This window comes from Taylorella equigenitalis ATCC 35865, from assembly GCF_000276685.1.
Lineage (GTDB): Bacteria > Pseudomonadota > Gammaproteobacteria > Burkholderiales > Burkholderiaceae_B > Taylorella > Taylorella equigenitalis.
Genome location: NC_018108.1, coordinates 1,289,411 through 1,312,890 on the forward strand (window position 1 = coordinate 1,289,411; position 23,480 = coordinate 1,312,890).

A 23,480-nucleotide genomic window follows, 5' to 3' on the forward strand; every position below is an offset into this window, starting at 1 on the left:
ATCACTCCTCCCCATTTGGTCCAGGAACAAGAACAGTTCGATTATTATTAGATTGCATTGGAGAAACAATACCACTTGATTCCATCTGTTCTAACAATCTAGCTGCACGGTTATAACCTATGCGAAGTTGTCTTTGAACAAATGAGATTGATGCTTTTCTAGAACTAATAACAATCTCTACGGCCCTATCATAGAGTTCATCTTTTTCACCGTCAATACCATCAGCACCCATACCGTAGAAACCGTCAGAACTTGAAACACCTTCAATAATTCCATCGACGTAAACTGGTTCACCTTGCTGTTTTAAGAACTCAACAACATTAGCTACTTCATCATCAGCCACATACGCTCCATGCACCCTTAGTGGCAGACCTGAACCAGGAGGTAAATAAAGCATATCCCCTTGACCCAACAAAGACTCAGCACCCATTTGATCAAGAATAGTTCTAGAGTCCACTTTAGTTGATACTTGGAAAGAAATTCTAGTTGGAACGTTTGCTTTTATAAGACCAGTGATTACATCAACACTAGGTCTTTGGGTAGCCAATATTAAGTGAATACCAGCGGCACGTGCTTTTTGAGCAAGTCTAGCGATAAGCTCCTCAATTTTTTTACCAGATTGCATCATTAAATCGGCTAACTCATCAATGATTACAACAATCATAGGTAACACTTCTAAAGGCTCAGGATCTTCAGGAGTAAGAGTAAACGGATTAGTTAAAGGTTCACCTTTTGCAGCTGCCTCCCTAACTTTATTATTAAATCCCGCTAGATTACGTGTTCCTAGTTTACTCATTAATTTATAACGACGCTCCATCTCTGCCACACACCAATTTAGGGCATTAGCTGCATGTGCCATATTTGTAATTACAGGAGCAAGCAAATGCTGTATACCCTCATAAACACTCATCTCAAGCATCTTAGGGTCAATTAAAATCAGCTTAACTTCATCTGGTTTAGCTTTAAACAAAATGGAGAGAATCATCGCATTAATGCCTACAGACTTACCAGAGCCAGTTGTACCAGCAACAAGTAAATGAGGCATCTTAGCCAAATCTGCCACAATAGGGTTACCTGCAATATCCTTTCCCAAAACTATAGTAAGTAATGATGGGCTGTTATGGTACGCTTCAGAACCGATAATCTCACTTATATTTACGTATTGTCTTCTTGGATTAGGAAGTTCAATACCCATCAAGTTTTTACCCAATATAGTTTCTACAACCCTAATGCGAACTAGGCTAAGCGATCTAGCTAAATCTTTTGATAAATTAACTATCTGAGTTCCCCTAACCCCAGTTGCAGGCTCAATTTCATACCTAGTAATTACAGGTCCAGGCTGAGCTGAAATGACTTTAACTTCTACACCAAAATCACTAAGTTTTTTCTCTATTAAACGAGATGTAAATTCTATAGTCTCATCAGTAACTGTTTCAACTTGTGCTGATGGAGGGTTTAATAAATTAATAGATGGTAAATCTACAGATGAAGCTCCATCTAGTAGCAAACCTTGCTGTGTGACAGGTTTTTTTACTACAACCCTTTGAGGTTTTAAGGTTGGCTCGCTAGTTGGCAATACCACTGAATCCCCAACATTTTTACCTATACTAGGCTCATGACGAATATCTTCGTCCTCTACTTTTGTAGATTTAAATAAAGGTTCGTGATCCTTTATTTCAATTGCTAGCTCACTAGGTTCTACAGCGGTTCTTCGACTAGCAATTGCTGCCTCTCCTGCTTTACGATCAGCATTAGCCTCACTTACCTCTGTGAAATATCCAAATAATCCTAATATGATATCTCCCACCCATTCAAATACATCAAACCAAGAGAATTTCAAGGCAAGTGCTATCCCAATAAAAAAAACAAATAACATCAGAATATTTGTCGGAATAACACCTATCATGCTTTGAAGTAATGTAGCTAGACTAATACCAATAACTCCTCCTGCCCCACCAGGCAAGTTATAGGAAACATCTTGAAATTGGGATGCTTCAATTATCATGGCAGAGACCATAACCATAGCGAATCCAATCCATATTTCCCACTCAACGCGGGGTAATACAAAATCAGGATTTAAAACTAATTTTTGGTATGTCCTTCGGGTTAAACTTAGTCCACGAATTAAAAGAATGAGAACTACAAACCAAGTTGAATAACCCATAAGGTATAAAACACCCTGAGAAATATAAGCCCCAAAATATCCGAGATAATTGTGTACGTAATCATTTGAACTAACCGTACTTAACCAACCTGGATCTGCTGGGGACCATGAAAAAAGCATAAGCCCAAGCCCGAAACTTATAACAATAAAAATTAAACCCTTAATTTCGTTTAGTAGCGAACCAAAGCGACTTTGAGGCTTTGGAGCCTGAGAGGATTTCTTAGAGAGTGCCATAATCTAATTTATAATAGTTAGAAAATTATTATAACTAATACAAGATTAATGGAGCACTTAAGAATGTCCGTTTCCGAACATGAAAAAGTGATTATTTTAGGATCAGGTCCTGCGGGATATACAGCCGCTCTTTACGCATCAAGAGCCAATCTCAAGCCCTTATTAATTACTGGCCTTCAGCAAGGAGGACAGTTAACTACCACTACGGAAGTTGATAATTGGCCAGGAGAAGTTGATGGAATTCAAGGCCCTGATTTAATGACCAACATGCTCAATCATATTAAAAGATTTGATACGAGAACATTATTTGATACTGTTGTCTCATGCGATTTATCTACTCTTCCATTTAAATTAAAAACTGATGGCGGAAAAGATTTAACTTGCGATGCACTTATCATTGCCACAGGGGCATCAGCTCGTTATCTTGGTTTAGAGAGCGAGCAAAAATTTATGGGTCGTGGTGTGTCTGCTTGTGCTACTTGTGATGGATTTTTCTATCGCAATAAAGACGTAGTTGTTGTGGGAGGGGGTAATTCTGCGGTCGAAGAAGCTCTGTATCTTTCTAATATTTGCAAAACTGTTCATCTCATTCATAGACGCGATAAATTTAAAGCGGAGCCTATATTGATAGATAAATTAATGGCAAAGACCACTCAAGACGGAAATATAAAGTTACATCTAAATCAAAATTTAAAACAAGTAGTTGGTGATGATATGGGTGTAACTGGTGTAATTGTTGAAAGTACAGATGGTGTTTCTGAAACTAAAATTGATGTGAGTGGCGTTTTTATTGCCATAGGGCATACTCCAAATACTAAAATTTTTGAAGGACAATTAGAACTTAAAAACGGCTATATCGTGACACGCAAAGGGCATGAAATTTACTCGACCATGACTTCTGTGGAAGGTGTTTTTGCGGCGGGAGATGTTCAGGACGATATTTATAAACAAGCAATAACTAGTGCTGGGACGGGATGCATGGCTGCTCTTGATGCTCAAGCCTGGTTGGAACAAAATGCCCTCTAATAGAAAACAAAAGCTTGGGCTTAAGGATTTGAAGAATTTTAAAGCTTTTAAATCTAACCCAGGCGATAGCTATTATGAGGACCTAAAAGATGGTCAGAAAAAACAACCTCAAGAATCAAAGTCTAATTCTTTAAAAGACGGTCGATTGCAAACAAGGGAAGACAAAAAATCATCCACCGAAGGTAAAAGTGAGATTTCACAGCAAGTCTCACCTCAAAAAGTTCAATTTCAATTAAATATCTCCCCCGAGGACAAGTTACTATTTATAAAATCCATCAGAGGTGTTGTAAAACTTAACGATTCAAATCGCTACGAACACAAACCTTATGAAAAACAACTTACAGAAATCTTCAAAAATAAAAGACTTCAAGCTGAAGGAAGAGTTGAGCGAACAAAAAAATCTTTAAAAGACACTAAGCCTAAAAAAGCACGCAAGAATATTGCCAAAATAGTGGACAATTATGGGCATGATTTCTACCTTGCACCAAGCATCGGACACGATGTTATAAAAAAATTAAAGCAAGGGCATTGGGCAATTGAATCTACACTTGATTTACATGGATTTACGGAAGATGAGGCGTACGAACGATTCGAGCGATTTATGAGTTCTTGTGTGATTCATAAGGTGCGTTGTTGCATGGTAATTCACGGAAAAGGTTTAGGGTCAAAAGATGGTGTCCCTATATTAAAATCGGCTGTTATGTCTTGGTGTCGGGATAGACCAAGTGTTGCGGCTTTTGTGCCGGCTCCAGATAATATTGGCGGGGACGGTGCACTATTAATTCTTAATAAAATATCATGATAAATTTTCACTTCAATGCAGTAACAGGACTTTTGGTTGCCCTAGTTTTACTGGGGTATTTTGGGCATAATGTTGCGATTGCTGTATCCGCATTAGTCTTGTTAGTTATACAGCAGTCGGGATTAGCGGTTACATTGCCATGGATAAATAAAAATGGGATAAATCTGGGAGTAATTATTCTGACCATAGGCGTTTTAAGTCCTCTAGTTTCTGGCAAAGTTGTTCTTCCTAATCTAAATGAACTTTTAGATTGGAAAATTATCTCAGCCATTGCGGTAGGCATATTGGTTGCCTGGTTTGGAGGACGTGGTGTTACTCTAATGAGATTTCAGCCGACATTGATTACAGGTTTGATTATAGGAACATTAATTGGAGTAGCATTCTTCAGAGGCGTTCCTGTTGGACCTCTCATCGCTGCAGGTATACTGTCCCTGTTTGTATCAAGTTCGGACTAAATATGTCCTTATTTAATCCATCTCTAACTCAGGTACGTGAATTTTTTGTAGGGACTTTTGGTCGCTATGAAAGAAGTGAAGCCCTTGACCCTATGGGCAAACTAGCTATTAAGTGGATTCTTAAGCATCCTGAGTATTTTGCTCTATTGCGCGACCCTGATGCAACCCGTGCGGAATTCACGGTTGCGAGTGGGCAGACTAATCCTTTTCTTCATCTATCTATGCATTTATCGATTGAGGAGCAGTTATCCATCGATAGTCCTCGCGGAATTCGTGCAATATTCGATAAGCTTGCCACAAAAAAAGGCGAACATGAGGCCCACCACGTTATGATGGAGAGTTTGGGGCAGATTATTTGGGAGTCGCAACGTGCGGGCCGACCTCCTGATCAAGAGAGATATTTGGAACTTCTGACTTTGCGTTCTGAATAGCTATTGAGTGCCCAATATCGATGCACCTATATAACAAATCAAAATTAGCCAGCAAAGCATAATAGTCGCAATAATATAAGGCTTAAATCCAGCTTTTTTGAACATATCCTTCTGTATAGATAATCCTAGAGCGAACATCGCAACGGTGAGTAGAAAATCGTCTACCAGAGCGATTGTTGGAGTTATCATATGCCTAATACTTAGTGGCAATAACGACGCAACTATCACTACTACCAAAAACCAAATTGCAAATACTGGAATAGACTTGCGAATAGATGAAGCCCCTTCAGGAGAGCCAAAATACGAAGAGTTCAATCCAAGCATCAGTAAGAATGGAACAAGCATAAGCACACGCAACATTTTAATAATAACGGTAATTGAGCTTGCTTCCCCGCCTACAGAGAATCCAGCTGCAACTGCATGTGCAACCTCATGCAAACTGCCACCCATAAAAAAGCCCATCTGAGCCTTTGTAAAACCTAATATGCCTGATTCGTAGACCAAAGGGTAAACAAACATGCATGTGGTGCCGAATACGACTACAGTGGCCACAGCAATTCCGACTTTTTGACTACTACCTTTGACAATACTCTCTGTGGCAAGCACGGCCGCAGCCCCACAGATAGCACTTCCTGAGCTTATGAGCGAAGCAGATTGCCTATCCAGACCCATTGCCCGCGAAGCGAAAAAGCCAACAAAAAAAGTACTAAATACAATAATAAATGCATAGGCAATGCCCTCGTATCCCACAAGCATTATTTGATCAAGCGTTATCCTAAAACCATACAATATGATTCCTAGACGAAGAGCCTCTCTCGTACACTTTGCGTAAACGCCACTTAAAACAACGAGCTTGAGAATACGGGGGACAATATTGCCAACTAAAGCACCAAGCAAAACGGAAATTATAAGAGGACTTAAATGCAACGAGTTAAGCGGCGGCACTCGGGATAGTATCATCGCAACAATAGCCATACCTACCACTATTAATGTTGCTCTGATTTTTAAATCCCTAGTCACTTTATTACTCCTGCTTATAACTATAAAGAATAAGTATATAACTAAAAACTATATAAGTGGCAATGTTAAAATAATTCATTTATTTTCTGTCCGCTCAAAATGAGAAAAATTTATAAATATTTAGGCTTTTTAAGTGTTCAACTCCTGTGTGCTGCTTCTGCTATTTCTCAAGAGAGCGGTTCAAACTTGCAGTCCGATTTTCTTGCAAAATTGTATGTTACTGTGCTTGAGAGCGGTGGCAAAGCTAAATCAACGGATGTAGTGTATGGGGTGGCTTCAAGTCGATTAAAAGATTCTTTGTTGAAACTTGAGAAATCAACCCGCAACGGTAATTCATGCGGCGTTAAAGAAAATATTATGTGGAATGCGGATAAGCCTGATTTCAATCAATCCATAACCTTTAGCGAAATCACAAAAAATATTTTGCTCGCTAAAATCGGAGAGTCTGAGGTTGTGATTTGGGATGTGAATTGCTTAAGTTCTGGAGCTTGCGAAATAAACGATGTGTATTTAGATGGTGACTCATTGAATAAGAGTGTAAGCAAGAACTGCAAATAATTTTTTTCACATATGATTAAGTCCACCTGAAACGGTGGACTTTTTTTGTATCTTGGGCTTACCACAAGGGTCCGAAGACCCTTACTACTACCAGCTATACTTAAGACCAATCTGACCTTTGATTCCTGAGCGATCTTTGCTACCTACATTAGTCTGTACTCTTATATCGCCATATAGGTTTAAAGACTTACTAACTGATGCTTGTCCTCCTAAGCCAAGCTCTAAGAATGTGCGGTTGAATTTCTCCTCCACATTATCCTTACCGATTTTGACTTTCGGATTTGATGTTAAATCAGTTATTAAGTTAGCTGTCATATACACTGAGCTACCTACTGCAGATGCTTTAGGTGCTAAGTCATATCCCATCCTCACACCAACTCTGCCTCTTAGGGCATTTGCATCCACTCCCTTGACTTCACGAGCTTTGTCTTTAAAGTCATCTAGGCTTAGATGTTGGTAGGCAAGCTGTGCTTGTGGCTCGATAAATCCACCTGCGGTACCAAGTGCAAACTTATGTCCAATCTCTGCCGATAGCAACGCACTCCAGCCGCTTTGATCAGCCTTAATACCATTGCGTGCATTGTATTTATTTTTAAGCTTACTTACTTGTCCCACTAAATCAAAATACGAACCATTAGGGTTATAGCTTGTATGATAAACACCTAGGCTTAAGGCATCTGTTGTGATACCGCCTACTAACTTATCATCTACCACTATGCCGTTTACTTTTCTCTCTTCATCAAACGTATCCACATCCGTGTTTGTGTAACCAAACATCACCCCTGTCTCGCTTCTTGCATTTAAGCCTCTATACTTAGTTGCAAGGTCAAAACCAAACTGCCAAGAGGAAGATTTAGACTTAGAGGAGAACTGCTTAGAGCCCGTTAAATCAAGATCAATACCTCTGATTCGACCCCAAACCTTACCTCCTGAGTTTGTAGATTGAGACTGAGCTCCAATCCTCTCATTTAAGGTCCCAAGGTCTGCAAACCCTGTACTCAAATTAATGGTAGGCCCTTGCAAATATCCAGGAACTGATTGTGAGAACGTACCTTTAAGTTTCCACTTATAGTTATTACCCACTTTAACAAGCTGTATCTGTTCTGCTCCCTCAGTCTCTGCTGAACCAGTAAACACATTACCCTCATGCTCTTGATCAACGGTTACTACGTCTTCAGAGTACTTATCATCCCCATAAGGACTAACATCACCGCGTACTACGCCGTTATTACCTACTTCTACTTTAGTTAAGCCAAAGGCTTTACCTTTAACATGAAGAGCATCAGTTACCGATTCATTTGGATTATTCCAAATAGTGTTCACTTTAAGCTTAGAGCCCTCTTCACCAACATAGTCTCCTTCAACTGTTAGAGTTGAACCTACATTCGCTTTGTCGTCTTTTTCACCACCAAGGAATATTGTTCCACCTGCTTTATTAGTGAAATTACCTCCCACCACATAATCAGATTTAGAGCCAGGTCCTTGTGCTTGATCAGCTAAAAGACCTTTGTCTTCAGCTCCTACGATAAATGAGCCATTGTTTTCGATATCACCTGCTATAGAGCCGACACCTGCAAAAGTAGAGCCTGTACCAATCGCAAGTTTCTTAATCTTAAGGTCAATTGGTATATCATTTGTGCCTGCAATAAGTGTACTGCCATCGGCTCCAACCAAGTCTCCACCAAAGTTTGGCAATGTCTCTGGTATTAACTCTAAGCGACCATCAAAATTAAGAGTACCATTACCTTTAACTTTTGCATCGATTGTGCCATTAGCTGTTAAATTGATAGTACCTGAGTTATTGGTATCAACTGTAGTAGAGCCAAGGTTTTTCTTCTCTTTAGCAGTAACGTCTGCACCATCTTCAATATCAAGCTCTGAAGCGGCTGTTAGGCCAGAGTTATCGCCTGTGAGTTCTACAGTTTTATCGGCTTTTACTGATACCAGACCATCTCCAGAAAGATCGTTATCGATTTTACCGTCCGTATTGATTATGAAATTACCGTTTTGAGCAACTGCCACTGGACCATGGCCTGCACCATCTTCATGACCTATCTCATAGATGCCATGATCACTGACAGTGATTTTGCTATTTAATTCATCTTGAGCACCTTCAGATTTGAGATGAGATTTTTTATCCTCTGAAGTACCTACGATTTCAAGCTCACTACTCTGAGCTCCTTTAAGAGTGCCTTCTTTGGCTATGCTTAGGCCATCTGCACAATCGCCATGAACCACAAGTTTGCCTGTTTTAAGGTCTACAGTAGAGTCTTTCTCAGCGTTTAAGCACCCAATATGAACAGGTTTAGATGAATCTAGTCCATCTTTGATTTCAAACACTGCATCAGGATCAACATTTAAATTAGCCGTGTGTTTGTCAGCTGAACCTAGGGCATTTTCTGAGCCTGCGATAAGCTTGCCACCTAAAACATTAGTATCACCTGTAAACTCATTAGCCGAGTTGGCAATCTCTACTTTGTGAGTGTTAGGGTCATCATTGCCAGTGCCGATATCTAAACCACCTTCTCCTGTAAGCTTAGCTGTAAGTGTATTTGCACCTTCAGCTGTACTTAAAGGGTCAGCTACCAAAGAGAGTTGCTGATCTTTTAGAATATCAAGAGATTTAAGAATATAGGAAGCATAAAGACCTTTCTTAGTATCCCCATCTTGCTCTTTTTGCAGATGCGATGCAAGGTCGTATTCACCTTTAGCTACAGCTTCATTGTTTTGAACAATATCAAGTTTAGCTGGATTAGAGATGTTATTGCCGTCTTTATCGGTAAATACAACTTCTACATTTGATTCTTCGCCTTCGACTGTACCTGTTGCTTCAATTAGAAGTACTTTATTCTCTGCATCATCCTGAGTAAGAAGAGCTTTCTCATTTTTTGCTAGAGGATCAGATACAAACTCATCAGCGATTACTGATACCTTAGATTTATCACCTGCAGCTCTAAGAACAGGATCAACAACCGCTTGAACATTTAAGTTCTCAACTTTAAGCGAAGCTGGAACATTCTCTTTATATGCAATGATTGCGTTATTTAATTTAACTTCGCCACCATTTAGCGTTAATGAGCCAATCTCAACAGGTGCTGCTGGATTACCGAATTTAGGTACATCTGCTACCGCCCCTTTGTTAAGAACTAAAGTAGTTCCAGAGTGAGCAGCCTTAACGTTTTGAGGATTAAGTTCAACTTTCGCATTATTTATCTCATAAGAGCCATTAAACTCATCATACTTACCGTTAAATGCAACTGACTGATTGTTTGCATCAACTGCATAAGTACCGTCACCTTTAACCTTATCGGTTAAAGAGACCTCAGCTGATGCTTCTGAGTTATCTCTTAGAAGCTTAGTACCTTCAGCTAAATTCCAGTTTCCTGTGAACTCATCTACTTTAGAGTCTTTAGTTAAAGAGATGTAAGAGGCATTTGTTAATGCAACTTCACCTGCTCCAGAGATTGTAGGTGTAGAGAGTTTTTCAGGTTTACCTGATTCACCATTAATGCCTTTAAGTTCAACTGTACCTTCAGCTACAGCCTCACCTGTACCAAATTGTGATAGTTTTGTGGCAATTAATTTAGTTCCTTCAAGCACATTCCAAATTCCATCAAACTCTGTACTATCTTTAGTGAGTTCAACTTGTGCACCTTCAGAAGTCTCAACACTACCAGAGCCTTTAATAGCAACTTTAAGCTTGCCAGCATCACCAGTCATGGTGCTTAATTCAAGCTTACCATTGTCGTTTGTATTTACAACACCGGTACCAAGTGCATTTTGATTTTTAGCTTTTGCAATCGAATTATCTTTGATATCGACAGTGCCAGTGAGACCAGAATTATCAGCCGCTAATTCAACATCTCCACCATCCACAACAAGAGATCCATCTCCGCTTACTACATTATCAAAAACACCGCTTAATACTTTAAGCGTCGCATTTCCTGAGCCTGAGACGGTCACTTTACCATTGCCAATTGATTCAAGATTTTCAAGTACAAGCGATGTCTTATCTTGAGCTTCAACAGTGCCTGAGAATGCACTATTTGCTTTCTTGATAACTAGGCTAGAAGGGTGTTCTGCAGTATTAAGAACAATTTTCGATTTAGCAGAGCCGCTCAAAGCCCCTTCGCCTGCTATGCTACTAGAGGCTTCAGAAGCATTCGAGTGGTGTAGATTCAAAGTGCCATCGTTAAGCGTAACTTTAGAGCCATCCTTCGCTTCAAGTGCATCTGAGTGAGCTGCCTTATTCGAATCGGTCGCAACTTCAGTGCCATTCTCTAAAATGATTTTGCTTGTGTGCGATTCTGCAGTACCAGTCGCATTATCTGATGCAAAAGTAAGTTTACCAGACTCTACATGCGTTGCACCTTTATAAGCATTAACTTCGTTTTTGAGCGAAATTTCATCCTGAGCATTAACTTTGATACCGCCTTCGCCCGTCACTTTTGCAGAAAGCACTGCCGCATCACCCTCGCCTGCTTTGCGAAGATCTAGCATCTTGCCCGCTAAAATATTTAGCTCTTTAAGTGCATAAATGGCATTAATACCCTTGTTATCGCCGCTAGCTGCAACCTGAGCTCCAATTCCATACTTAGCGTCTGCAACTTTATCGCCTCCTTGTTTGATGGCAATGCTCTTGTCGCTTTGCTCCGCCGCTTGGTTATCGATTTTAAGTTCTAAATTGCCTTCTGTTACTGTTCCTGTTGCCTTAACGATATTGGTGATAATTTCACCATCATCTTGAGCAAGAAGTCCAAGTTGAGATATATCAGAAAGCACCCCATTTTGGTCAAAGTCATTTAGAAACTCACCTGAAGCAAGTTTTACTAAACCGCTATCAGCATTTAAATCTTTTACTTTAAGTGCAGCAGTTTCAGAACCTGGTTTTAATGCAATCAAGGATTTATCGATAATTAAGGAACCACCAGTGAAACTTAGATTACCGATTTCTTCAGTTACGTCTGGTTTTTGAACGACAACAGAAGCTTCTGCTCCAGAAGAAAGTTCTAAAGTACCTGCTTTAACAGCCTGAATATTTGCTTCATTAAGTTCAAGTTTAGCGTTAGTTAATTTAGTTGTTCCTAAATGTTGAGTGTAATCTGAACCTGTGAAGTTAAGTTTTTGATTATTTGTATTTACCTCAAGAACACCTGTAGTATCAGAACTTACGCTATAAGCTAGGTTAACATCTGAGTTTGCACCTGATTGGTTATGATACCAACGTGATGTATCGTTGATAGTAACTTTGCTTTCAGATGCACCCGCACCCAAAGTCTTAACTTCTATTTCAGAGTTTTGATTTAAGACAATGCTTTCGAAATTACTAATCCTTTGTGTATCGGTTGAGAACCACGCTTTAGAACTATTGAATGATAATGTATCTGTACCATCACCACCATCTAGAATACCTAAAGCCGCTTTATTTGCATCAGTTAATCCAGTTACATTAACTTTATCATCGCCCTCTTGAGTTTCTATAGACTTAGCTGATTTAACATTATCTATATTAACTGTGTCCGCACCCTCACCTGTTTGGATACTACCGTCATTGGTGCTGCCATCTTGCAAATCGTAAGTATCAGATCCTGAGCCAGATTTAATAGCTGCTGTTGAGGTTCCACTATTAATATAAGAGTTTTCTCCTTCACCGAGATTAACATCTCCTTTTAGTGTGCCTGAGTTAATTAAAGAGTCATCGCCAGATCCAGTTAATAAAGAAGTTGAATTAAGTGTTCCAAAGTTTGTGATGGAATTAGTTCCTTCTCCTAGGTTGATATTGGCTTCTAAATTGCCTGATGCATCAACTAAAAGTTCATCCTCGCCAGATTCAGTTATAAGATTGTCTATGGATGCAGTAGAATCCAAAACTTTAATATCATTATTACCGCCACCTAAATTTACAAGTGATGAATCAACACTTGATGATCCCTGAATGTTTAATGTATCGATGCCCGAACCAGTATTAATTTCACCTGTAAATGTTGTATTTTCATCTTTTATTGTGATTGAGTTTAATCCATCACCTAGAGATAGATTTCCAGACATACTGGAGCCATTAGCCATTCTGAATGTATCATCGCCACCACCTGCAGTTATATGACCAGTTTGTTTAGCTGATGAATTATTGTTAGGAGTATCAGACTGTATGAAAATTGTATTATCTCCCTCGCCAGCATCAATACCACCTTTTACATCAGCATTTGCTCCAAAAATACGGAATTCATCATCTTTAGCCTTAGTAACAACCTTATTTTCTAATACTCCGCTATTTTCAAGATTAACTTGAGCTTCACCAAATTTAATTTCACCCGTAATTGTTGGTCCAGCTTCAGTTGAAGAAGAATCAGCTTTAAGGTTTTTAAAACTTATCGTGGAATCTGCTGTTGCAGAATAGTCGATAGCTACCCCACCGTCTGGAGACGTGATATTTCCATTGTTTGTGAATTCGTTATCTTGCTGATGTTTCTTAACCCACTCTTTAAGATCAATAATAGCGTTAGCGGAATTTGATGTCAGATTTCCACTATTAGTAAGTCTTGGTCCCGCATTATCAATATCCCAAGCAGCTCCAGCATCAGTAGATTCAAGATTAATATTTGCTGCACTGCTAAATGAACCTGAAGTATTGATATACAGTGCTCTACCAGTAGCCCCGTCCTTAACATTAATATCGATTCCGCCAACAGTTAAATCTTCATCTGTTTCTTCCCAGCGGTCATCGCCACTTAGACTTGCATCTGCTTTCCTGTTCGCAAAAACAATACCCGTTCCTGATCCAGTAATATTAATAGTACCGCTAGATTCATTTGCTAATGCAGTCCCAGAGCGAATCGCAATACCATCTGTTACTTCAAAAGTAGTCCCTTTTGTGGCAATGCCCTCTATTTCAGCCTTATTCTCTACAATAGCACCAGTACCGTCTTCTAAAAGAGATAATGTATTAGCTCCTAATGTAAGACCTGTAGCACCAGTATCCACAAGGACAACACTCGCAGCACCACCAGCTTTGATTGTCGCATCAGTTGAACCCTCACCTGACATATCCAGTGATGCACCTTCGCCTAGACGAATTGCTGCATCAGTGGCTTTACCGTTAGTGAGCTGTATATTGCCTGCTTTATGTTCGAATTTAGATTGAACGCCCGAGTCAGATGCACCTGATACGTCAACTGCTGCCACTGCTTGAGTAGATCCATCTTTATGAGCACCTGCGACAACTATATTCCCGTGATTAACTAATTTACCGCCTTTGGTTAATTCAACAGCAATCTCATCCTTACCTTGAAGATTTACATCTCCATGGTTAATTAATTCACCTTCATTAGTTACCGCATAAGCACGTGATTCCTCGGCGGTTGCTTCAGAAGTAATGTTAGAGTAAGAATCAAGTTTAGTTCCTTGTTTTACTCCTTCATTTTCACCTATGATGGATATACTTCTTCCATCTACAACAGCAGCTTTAGCAAGCTTTCCACTTAAAATAAGTTCTGTTTCTTCGCTTAGTGTTCCAGTTGCACCACCTACAACTCGCAATGCAACGGATTTATCACCAGATGCTGTAATGGAAGCACCACCAGTAGTAACTGTTGAGTTTTTATCAGTTATCCACAATGCGGTTGATTCTACTCCACTAGCAATTAAAGTGGTTTTTCTATTTGGATCAGTAGATGTTCCATCATAACTAGCACCACCAGCAATTCTAAAAAGTTGAGACTGTTCAGAATGAACATTTTGCTCACTAGTACTGTTATTAATAATTTGCGATCCTGCACCATGGATAAAGTAAGCTATATGCTCTCTTCCTGATTTAATATCTATTTTAGAATTTGCCCCTAAGATTACTTTACCTTTATTTCTGGCATGAATGGCAATACCTTTGTTACCCTCTAAATTGACAGTGCCATCAACTTCAATTGTGCTTTTTTCTGACCATACACCGTAGTTTCTAAACCCTGGCAGTAAGCTACCAGAGACATTTATGATAGAATCCTCGGTGTTAACTATTCTACCACCAGATGAGGTTCCAGATATTTTGACCCCAATATTATTTGAGCCGTTAACGTTTACTATACCACTATTAGTTACAAGTGTTTCTGCACTACCTTCCCCTGAACCTCCATTTGAAATATCAATACCAACGTTACTACGACCATTTTCCTTAGATCCATTAAGGGTAATTGAGCCCGAATTAGTAACTTTAATAGCAGATCCGTTGATGAAAATTCCTGTAGCACCATCAACATTATCATGAATTAATAATTCACCTGTATTAGAAAATTTAGCCCCATTGACATCACCACTATCACCTAGAACAACACCTCGGAATATACCCTGTTTGTTATGTACTTTTACACCTTCAGGTGACAGCCCAATATGAATTTTTCCTTTGTTTTCGCCAATTGAAGCACCTGTAACTCTAATTCCTTCAAAAGGATTACCTGAACTATATATTTGACTCTCATTTAAAAAATCTCTATAGGAGATAAAAATTTCACCATTTTGTGTTGTTCCAGCAGAGTCGTTTATAACTTTTCCACCGTTATATGCCCACATAGCAAACGATCCTGAACCAAATAAGGATAATTTACCTCTATTTATTGCTAAAGAATTTTCGCCTCTAGCAAGCATTAATCGGGTTCTATCCAACGAGGCCGCATATCTTTCATCTTTATAATATTTGGGACTGATTATATGGCCTGTAGATTCATTTATTATGTGACCACCTTCGTCAGCTTGCATACCTATTGCATCAGCCTGACCCCGCATAAATTCAAATGTACCTCTGTTTATAGCCTTACTACCTATACCTTGTGATCTAATAGCAGCTTCTGATGTTACTCCTTTTATAGGAGATAAAGACTTACTTGCAAACAGAGCACCTTCTGCAATTTCAACTGTACCTCCATTTTGGGCCTGAATGATAGACCTAGTACCCATTGGAATACTAGTTTCTCCCAAATTCTGAAATAATTCATCCTTTAATCTATAACTTATTTTTTCAATTTTATAAGCCTTCTTAAAATACTCTAAATACTCACTTTCGGATTTAATCTCGCCATTCATAACCTCTTGTATGAGCTGATCGTTATATGCTTTAAAAGAATCTAAATCTACTATATTGAACTCTACACCAGTTTTAGTAGTTTGAATTCCACCAGGCTTATAGAAATTTCGAGCTTGATTTCTTATCAGCAAAAAACTGTCACTTTCAAGTTGATTTCCAAGAGCATCACCTAAAATTACAAAATGAGAAGATCCATTCTCACCCCAGATCACCTTAGAACCAACACCATCAGCAACAACTAATTGCGAGTTTTTAGAGTAAAGTCTTATAACATTATTAGGATCGATTAATAAACCGCCATCCCTAATGTCAGATCCATCAAAATTCCCTTTAGTAGGGTTGAAGGTAATTTGTCCGCCCTCTTTGGCGGTAACAATCCTAAAATTGTTATAAAAATTAACTTGACCTCCAGGGACGTTGGATCCCATAGACCAAACATAACCGTGAGCTTTTCTAACTTTGAAAAAACTAGAATCGTATACTTGAATTGTGGTTTTACTTTTAGTCACACTATCTTCATATACAACTGATTTTTTTGGATCAAAAACATAATTATCAGCTTTTGGCCCGTAATCATTTATATCAGGATTCCAAACGTAATCTTTAATTTTTTCCCAATCCTGAGGTAATACAGCATTTTTGAATCTATCATTTTTCTCATGGGGATAGTAATTTATTATGGCGTATTTGTTTTTATAATTATCAACAGCATTTTCAAGAGACCCAGTTACATTAACAGTTTCCCCTGCCCCCGCAACAATCGGTCCTTCGCCCGCATTATCACCCCAAGGTCCATTAGGATCTGTAGGAGCACCAGAGACTGTAGGATCAAATCTCAAAGTTGTCAAATCCACAGTAGTTGTCTGTGCAAGCACACCCATTGCCATCCCACTGAGGGCTAAAGAAGCGATTAATTTTTTTGTGCTAACATTCTTACAGTAACCGCGAGCAAATTCATTAACCGCAACCCATGAACCAAGTGTTTTGTTATATACAACCTTGAAAATTTTGTTCATACAACCCTCAATTAGAAATTATTATTAAAAAATCAAACCCTGTAATTTTAAGAAATCAAAATTACAAATTTTTAAACATTGTAAGATTTTTTAATGGGTTGTATGCAAAACTTATCTATATGTAACAAAAAAGAAACCCACCTGCACGGTGGGTCATAATGAAAATTCTAATTTATAGACTACTAAAAAAATCTTTTACTTTGTCCGTCCAATGCTTGTTTTGAGGGACATTTTTTCCACTGTCTTTTTCAAGGGATTCATCAAATTGCCTAAGAATATTTTTTTGTTCTTCGCTTAGATTTACTGGAGTTTCTATATGAACATGACAGTAAAGATCACCTGGCACAGAAGAACGTACACCCTGTATACCTTTGCCCTTCAATCGGAACACTTTACCAGATTGCGTACCCTCAGCTACGGTGATATTTGCCTTTCCTTGAAGTGTTGGAACTTCAAAAACCCCACCCAAAGCAGCAGTTACAAATGGAAGAGGTACTTCGCAATGTAAATCATCTCCATCTCTTTCGAAAATAGGATGTTTCTTAATGGAAATCTCGACGTATAAATCCCCAGACGGACCACCGTTTATACCTGGTTCTCCATGCCCGTTAAGTCTAATACGCATACCGTGGTCGATACCTCTAGGCACATCCACAGATAAAGTTTTTTGTTTGCGTATATGACCAGACCCGTTACATTTAACGCAAGGCTCCTTGATAACCGTACCTGAGCCACCGCAAGTATGGCAAGTTTGTTGAAATCTTAACGGTCCCTGACGAACTACCGTTGCACCAGTTCCGTTACAAGCAGGACATGTAGTGGGTTTTGCACCATTTTTTCCGCCAGTCCCGTGGCAGGCACCACAAGATTCATATCCATTAAAACGAATCTCAGTTGTATATCCTGTAGCAGCTTGCTCGAGAGTAATCTCAAGACGATATCGTAAATCATTTCCGCGGAAAGACTGAGGCTGAGCACGGCCACCACCTCGTGTTGCACCCCCAAAAATGTCCCCGAAAATATCTCCAAAGATATCTCCGAAATCCGCACCAGCACCAAATCCACCTGCACCGCCCATGCCGTTAGGATCAACTCCTGCATGTCCGAACGAATCGTAGGCTTGGCGTTTTTTAGGGTCAGTAAGGGTCTCGTAGGCCTCTTTTACCTCTTTAAATTTTTCTTCAGCTTGTTTGTCATTGGGATTACGATCGGGGTGATATTTCATAGCTAAGCGACGATAAGCTTTTTTTATCTCATCGTCGCTTGCACCCTTCGCAACTCCTAGAACTTCATAAAAGTCACGTTTTGCCATTGGTTATTACTTGCTTTCTGAATCCTCAGATTTAACTTCAGTAAATTCAGCATCAACAACATCATCATTAGAAGATGCTCCAGCATCGCCTGTACCTGCACCACTAGAAGCACCAGCTTGCTCAGCAGTTTGTTGAGCTTGCATATCAGCGTACATCTTCTCTCCTAATTTTTGAGATGATGTAAGAAGAGCTTGAGTTTTAGATTCAATTTCTTCTTTATTATCTCCTTTTATAGATTCTTCGAGATCTTTAATCGCAGTTTCAATAGCCTCTTTTTCTGAAGATTCTAATTTATCGCCATATTCAGTTAAAGACTTACGAGTAGCATGTACAAGACCATCTGCTTCGTTACGAACTTTAACTAATTCAGCAACTTTTTTATCTGCCTCTTCATTGTCCTGAGCATCTTTTACCATACGTTCAATCTCTTCATCAGTAAGACCAGAGTTAGCTGTAATGGTAATTTTATTTTCCTTACCAGTACCTTTATCCTTAGCTGATACATTTAAGATACCGTTTGCGTCAATATCAAGCGTAACTTCAATTTGTGGTATACCACGTGGAGCTGGAGGAATGCCTTCAAGATTAAATTCACCCAATGCTTTGTTGTATTGAGCAATTTCACGCTCACCCTGGTAAACCTTAATAGTTACCGCTGGTTGATTATCGTCCGCAGTTGAGAAAACTTGAGTATGACGAGTAGGAATAGTAGTGTTTTTCTGAATCAATTTAGTCATAACACCACCAAGTGTCTCAATACCAAGTGACAGCGGTGTAACGTCTAGAAGTAGTACGTCTTTGCGATCACCAGATAAAACAGAACCTTGAATACCAGCACCAACAGCAACAGCTTCGTCGGGGTTAACGTCTTTACGTGGAGCTTTACCGAAAAATTCTTGAACTTTCTCTTGAACTTTTGGCATACGAGTCATACCACCTACTAAGATGACATCATCGATATCGCTTACTTTAATACCAGCATCTTTTACTGCAATACGGCAAGGTTCTATAGTGCGTTCAATTAAATCCTCAACTAAAGCTTCTAGTTTCGCACGTGAAAGTTTTACGTTAAGATGCTTAGGACCCGAAGCATCCGCAGTGATGTACGGCAAATTAATTTCAGTTTGAGCTGTAGAAGAAAGTTCAATTTTCGCTTTTTCTGCAGCTTCTTTTAAACGTTGAAGTGCAAGAACATCTTTAGATAAATCAACACCTTGTTCTTTTTTGAATTCACCAACGATGTAGTCGATTATGCGTTGGTCGAAATCCTCACCTCCTAAGAAAGTATCACCGTTTGTAGATAAAACTTCAAATTGGTTAGCACCATCAACATCTGCAATTTCGATAATTGAAATATCAAATGTACCACCACCCAAGTCAAACACAGCAATTTTACGATCACGTGATTCTTGTTTATCTAGACCAAACGCAAGAGCAGCTGCTGTAGGTTCGTTAATAATGCGAAGAACATTTAACCCAGCAATTTTGCCAGCATCTTTAGTAGCTTGACGCTGACTATCGTTAAAGTATGCAGGAACTGTGATTACGGCATCCTTAACTTCCTCACCTAAATAATCTTCAGCTGTCTTTTTAATTTTGCGAAGAATATCAGCAGACACTTGCTGAGGAGCAAGTTTTTTACCGTTAGCTTCTACCCAAGCATCACCATTATCTGCCTCGATTATCTTATAGGGCATAAGATTTAAGTCTTTTTGCACTTCATCATCTTTAAAACGACGACCAATCAAACGCTTAACCGCAAAGATTGTATTTTGTGGGTTAGTTACCGCCTGGCGCTTAGCTGGAGCACCAACTAAAATTTCACCATCAGATGCATATGCAACGATAGAAGGAGTAGTGCGAGCACCCTCAGAGTTTTCGATGACTTTAATTTGGCCACCGTCCATAACAGAAACGCAGCTGTTAGTAGTACCTAAGTCAATTCCAATGATTTTTGCCATTTTGAAATCCTTTAAAAAATTCTTTATATGTTGAATATGGGGATGTATATAAAATTTTCAATATTAAGAATTGAAAATTTAATCTTCCTGCACCTGACTACCCTGCTGAAACTATTACTAATGCTGGTCTAACAACACGATCAGCCAACTTATACCCTTTTTGTAGAACCTGTACTATTCCATCCTTAGTAATATCGGCGTTAGGAACAGAAGAAATAGCCTGATGAACATTTGGGTCAAATTTATCGCCTTCATTTGGCTGAATTTCTGTAAGATTATTACGCTCTAAAGCTTGGGTTAATTGTTTGTATGTAAGATCCATGCCCTCTTTCAGGCTTTCTAGACTCTGATTTTCTGAATTAAGTGCGGCTTCAAGAGAATCCCTTACTGGCAATAAAGCCGACGCAAACCCCTCAAGTGCGTACCTGCGAGCCTTAGAAATTTCTTCATTTGAGCGACGACGAATATTTTCCACTTCGGCCATAGCACGTAAACTTTGATCCTGCATCTGCAGAACCTGCTCCTGTAATTCCGAAATTAATTTATCAGAGTCTTCTTCCTCTGCATATGATGCCACGCCATCTTCGACTGCACCTTCAACATCAATCCCAACTTCCTCCCGTGGCAATGCTTCAGTATCATCCAATTTAGTCTTTTCCGCTTCAATATCGGCATTATTCATAAATACTCCGAAAAAAATCCCTAGTTACTGCAAGTATCTAGGGATTAATTTTTATATTTCAAGTAAGACTAAAGAGTATTTTGTATTTTCCTATAAGCAGCAGCAAAACTAATATTTGTAAGCATTACAGATTCAGAAAAATTTCTAGCATCTTCAGGAACAGTATCGAGCTTATTTAAATCAGTAGCTTGTCGTACAACAGTAGCAGAAGGCAAATAAAACCGTTCTGGAATATCGTGACTATCAACTACACAATTATGTCTCAGAACTGACTCATCGCCAACGACTGAGTTATAGACCACTGTATTAAACCCAACAAATACCCGATTACCTATAACACAGGGTCCATGAATAATTGATCTATGTGCTATTGATGAGTGCTCTCCTATTACTACAGGTGCTCCGTCTTTAGAATGAATAACAACCCCATCTTGAATATTAGAATTCGCCCCGATAATAATAGGTTCTATGTTTCCGTTTGAGTCCATTTCATCAGCCCTAATCACAGCATAAGGTCCAATAAAAACATTAGGTCCTACAATCACCTTACCGCACACAATTGCGGTCGGATCTACAAAAGCACTTTCAGAAACTTCGGGAAAATCTCCTCTTGGATTTAGTCTGAGCAAGGGTTTCTCCAATCAAAAATATGATGATAAACAATTTCGTTTAAGGTCTCACACCATTCCTCACTAGAATTCAAACAAGGAATGTAGCCAAATTTTTCACCGCCACTATTCATAAAAACATCTCGCAATTCTCGATCAATTTCATCAATAGTTTCAATACAGTCAACAGCAAATCCAGGAGCTATAACATGCAGATTTTTAACACCTTGGGAAGGGTATGAACGAATAACAGATTCCGATGATGGCTCAATCCATTTTTCACGTCCGAATTTAGACTGAAAAGCTATATCAACCTGAGGTCCATCTTGTGGCAATGCAGCTTTAATCAATTCAACCGTATGTAAGCATTCACTATAGTAGGGATCCCCTGCATCTATCATAGACTGAGGTAATCCATGAAAACTACAAAGCAACCTATCAGGTTGACCATTTTCTGCCCAATACGCTTTGATAGAGTTTGCTATACATTCAATGTACTCAGGAAATCTGTAATAACTTTTAATAAATCGTAGCTCAGGGAAATCCTTCATTTCCTTTACGGTGCGAGCTACTGCATCAAATACGGCACCAGTTGTGGATGCTGAGAATTGCGGATATAAAGGCACAACAATAACACGCTCCCCACACAATCTTTGTCTTAAATATTCAAGAGCATCTTTTATCGAAGGTTCACCATATGTCATAGCATGTGCTACATACATAAAACTAGGCATATACTCATCCAAATTTTCTCTTAAATTTTCAGTGTGGTACAGAAGCGGAGATTTGTTATATTTTGCCCATATTTCCTTATACTTAGGAACCATTTTCTTAGGCCTAAAGGGCAATACAAACCCATTCAATATAAATTTCCAAAGAACGGGGTTAAGTTCAACAATACGTCTATCAGAAAGAAATTCTCTTAAGTATGTCCTAATTGAAGAGGCGGTAGGTTCTTGTGGTGTGCCTAAATTTACTAGCAAAACTCCGACAAAACTTTTAAGTTTATACTCACCTTCAGGTTTAATATATTTGAATTTGTCGTCCATAAATTAAGTACTAAGCGTATTTGAAAGCAACTTGGCCGTGATATCAACTATTGGAATTACCCTGTCGTAAGCCATACGACTAGGTCCTATCACACCTAATGCTCCGATAATTTTACCATTTGACTGATATGATGATGCCACTATAGATAAGTCCTGAAAAGGCACATAAGGGGACTCTCCGCCAATATAAATTTGTACCCCCTGGGAATGTGAAGCCAAATCAAGAATATGTGCTAGTTCAGATTTCTGCTCAAATAAAGTGAACGTTTTTTTAAGTTTTGTTAAATCACTAGCTAAATCTTCAGAATCTAATAATTTACCCTGACCTGAAATTTTTACTTCACTTTCAGAACGAGAACCCACAGAATCAATCGACGACTGCATAAGTTGTGAGATATCAATTTTAAGTTCGCTTAGTTGATTTGAGATTTCAACTCTTACTTCAGAAAGTGGCAATCCAGCATAATTACTATTTAAATAGCTTGCAGCCTGATGTAGAGATTTATCAGAAATATTTGTATCTACGTTAAGAATTTTATTGAACACTTCGCCTTGAGGTGAAACTAAAATCATAAGAACAGAAGAACCTGAAAGCCTGATAAATTCTATATGTTTAAAATGCATCTCTCGATTTGGAACAACTACTACTCCAGCAAAATGCGTAAGCTTAGATAAAATACCTGCTGCCGACTCCATCAGCTCTGGCAATGATGAAGAGCTAGCCGCACTAAACGCTTCCTCAATTACTTCATGACTATCATAAAAGTTTTGCTTTGATGTGAGTAAATTGTTCACGAAATATGAATAACCCTTCGGAGTTGGAATTCGACCAGCAGACGTGTGTGGACTATGAATAAGTCCTAACCTCTCCAAATCAGACATCACATTACGAATAGTGGCAGATGAAAGACTAAAATAAGAAGCCAATAACTTAGAGCCTACTGGCTGCCCTTTTTGAATATATTCCTGAATCAATTTTGTAAGTAACTCTGCAGACCGATCATCCATTTAATACCTTACTACACCCTAGGACAAAAATATCCTAATATCAATTTTGCTAGTTGCTTAATATATAATTCATTTAATCATATTTT

14 protein-coding genes are annotated in these 23,480 nt (G+C 38.9%); 5 read left to right on the forward strand and 9 right to left on the reverse strand.

Going from position 1 to position 23,480, the window contains the following annotated elements:
* Position 1: 1 nt before the first annotated feature.
* A complete protein-coding gene (locus KUI_RS05935; RefSeq protein ID WP_014840517.1) occupies positions 2-2,398 on the reverse strand; it encodes a DNA translocase FtsK in 2,397 nt (798 codons plus the stop codon).
* A 63-nt stretch (positions 2,399-2,461) separates the two neighbouring features.
* On the opposite strand from KUI_RS05935, the gene trxB reads away from it, so the two are divergent.
* The 4 genes from trxB to KUI_RS05955 are packed head-to-tail and all read left to right on the forward strand — an operon-like array spanning position 2,462 to position 5,112.
* The gene (trxB, locus tag KUI_RS05940; RefSeq protein ID WP_014840518.1) at positions 2,462-3,424 is read left to right on the forward strand and encodes a thioredoxin-disulfide reductase; all 963 of its coding nucleotides are present in this window, start codon (positions 2,462-2,464) and stop codon (positions 3,422-3,424) included.
* Entirely contained in the window at positions 3,414-4,226 is an 813-nt protein-coding gene (locus tag KUI_RS05945; RefSeq protein ID WP_013521392.1) for a Smr/MutS family protein, read from the forward strand. Before trxB ends, KUI_RS05945 begins: the two co-directional genes overlap by 11 nt.
* Positions 4,223-4,681, forward strand: coding sequence for a DUF441 domain-containing protein (locus tag KUI_RS05950; protein ID WP_014840519.1), 459 nt, complete (start codon positions 4,223-4,225; stop codon positions 4,679-4,681). The genes KUI_RS05945 and KUI_RS05950 overlap by 4 nt, the downstream gene beginning before the upstream one ends.
* A gap of 2 nt (positions 4,682-4,683) precedes the next feature.
* Positions 4,684-5,112, forward strand: a complete 429-nt coding sequence (locus tag KUI_RS05955) for a DUF1841 family protein (RefSeq protein ID WP_013521394.1) — start codon at positions 4,684-4,686, stop codon at positions 5,110-5,112.
* Here the strand turns inward: KUI_RS05955 and KUI_RS05960 are convergent, their stop codons facing one another.
* Positions 5,113-6,132: a YeiH family protein gene (locus tag KUI_RS05960; protein ID WP_013521395.1), complete on the reverse strand. Its 1,020-nt coding sequence runs from the start codon at positions 6,130-6,132 to the stop codon at positions 5,113-5,115.
* 99 nt (positions 6,133-6,231) lie between these two features.
* Here KUI_RS05960 and KUI_RS05965 point away from each other — a divergent pair, with 99 nt between their 5' ends.
* On the forward strand, positions 6,232-6,690 hold the full coding sequence (locus tag KUI_RS05965; RefSeq protein ID WP_013521396.1) for a hypothetical protein: 459 nt from the start codon (positions 6,232-6,234) through the stop codon (positions 6,688-6,690).
* 87 nt (positions 6,691-6,777) lie between these two features.
* Here KUI_RS05965 and KUI_RS05970 read toward each other — a convergent pair whose 3' ends face one another.
* From KUI_RS05970 to hrcA, 7 genes are all read right to left on the reverse strand, one after another.
* The gene (locus KUI_RS05970; RefSeq protein WP_014840520.1) at positions 6,778-16,773 is read right to left on the reverse strand and encodes an autotransporter outer membrane beta-barrel domain-containing protein; all 9,996 of its coding nucleotides are present in this window, start codon (positions 16,771-16,773) and stop codon (positions 6,778-6,780) included.
* Between the two features lie 172 nt (positions 16,774-16,945).
* Positions 16,946-18,085 carry a molecular chaperone DnaJ gene (gene dnaJ / locus KUI_RS05975; protein ID WP_013521398.1) on the reverse strand — a complete coding sequence of 380 codons (1,140 nt, stop codon included), beginning with the start codon at positions 18,083-18,085 and terminating at the stop codon, positions 16,946-16,948.
* Between the two features lie 6 nt (positions 18,086-18,091).
* Positions 18,092-20,047, reverse strand: a complete 1,956-nt coding sequence (gene dnaK, locus KUI_RS05980; protein ID WP_013521399.1) for a molecular chaperone DnaK — start codon at positions 20,045-20,047, stop codon at positions 18,092-18,094.
* 97 nt (positions 20,048-20,144) lie between these two features.
* Positions 20,145-20,729, reverse strand: a complete 585-nt coding sequence (gene grpE / locus KUI_RS05985) for a nucleotide exchange factor GrpE (protein ID WP_014840521.1) — start codon at positions 20,727-20,729, stop codon at positions 20,145-20,147.
* Between the two features lie 68 nt (positions 20,730-20,797).
* Entirely contained in the window at positions 20,798-21,358 is a 561-nt protein-coding gene (locus tag KUI_RS05990) for an LbetaH domain-containing protein (RefSeq protein ID WP_013521401.1), read from the reverse strand.
* Positions 21,346-22,386 (reverse strand): ferrochelatase, encoded by a 1,041-nt coding sequence (hemH, locus tag KUI_RS05995; protein WP_014840523.1) that lies wholly within the window; start codon positions 22,384-22,386, stop codon positions 21,346-21,348. Before hemH ends, KUI_RS05990 begins: the two co-directional genes overlap by 13 nt.
* 3 nt (positions 22,387-22,389) lie before the next feature.
* Positions 22,390-23,394 (reverse strand): heat-inducible transcriptional repressor HrcA, encoded by a 1,005-nt coding sequence (gene hrcA, locus KUI_RS06000; RefSeq protein ID WP_014840524.1) that lies wholly within the window; start codon positions 23,392-23,394, stop codon positions 22,390-22,392.
* Positions 23,395-23,480 lie beyond the last annotated feature (86 nt).

Excerpts from the sequence above, each read along its gene's own strand:
- KUI_RS05935 (WP_014840517.1), bottom strand. The coding sequence starts at position 2,398 with ATGGCACTCTCTAAGAAATCCTCTCAGGCTCCAAAGCCTCAAAGTCGC.
- trxB (WP_014840518.1), top strand. The coding sequence starts at position 2,462 with ATGTCCGTTTCCGAACATGAAAAAGTGATTATTTTAGGATCAGGTCCT.
- KUI_RS05945 (WP_013521392.1), top strand. The coding sequence starts at position 3,414 with ATGCCCTCTAATAGAAAACAAAAGCTTGGGCTTAAGGATTTGAAGAAT.
- KUI_RS05950 (WP_014840519.1), top strand. The coding sequence starts at position 4,223 with ATGATAAATTTTCACTTCAATGCAGTAACAGGACTTTTGGTTGCCCTA.
- KUI_RS05955 (WP_013521394.1), top strand. The coding sequence starts at position 4,684 with ATGTCCTTATTTAATCCATCTCTAACTCAGGTACGTGAATTTTTTGTA.
- KUI_RS05965 (WP_013521396.1), top strand. The coding sequence starts at position 6,232 with ATGAGAAAAATTTATAAATATTTAGGCTTTTTAAGTGTTCAACTCCTG.
- KUI_RS05970 (WP_014840520.1), bottom strand. The coding sequence starts at position 16,773 with ATGAACAAAATTTTCAAGGTTGTATATAACAAAACACTTGGTTCATGG.
- dnaJ (WP_013521398.1), bottom strand. The coding sequence starts at position 18,085 with ATGGCAAAACGTGACTTTTATGAAGTTCTAGGAGTTGCGAAGGGTGCA.
- dnaK (WP_013521399.1), bottom strand. The coding sequence starts at position 20,047 with ATGGCAAAAATCATTGGAATTGACTTAGGTACTACTAACAGCTGCGTT.
- grpE (WP_014840521.1), bottom strand. The coding sequence starts at position 20,729 with ATGAATAATGCCGATATTGAAGCGGAAAAGACTAAATTGGATGATACT.
- hemH (WP_014840523.1), bottom strand. The coding sequence starts at position 22,386 with ATGGACGACAAATTCAAATATATTAAACCTGAAGGTGAGTATAAACTT.
- hrcA (WP_014840524.1), bottom strand. The coding sequence starts at position 23,394 with ATGGATGATCGGTCTGCAGAGTTACTTACAAAATTGATTCAGGAATAT.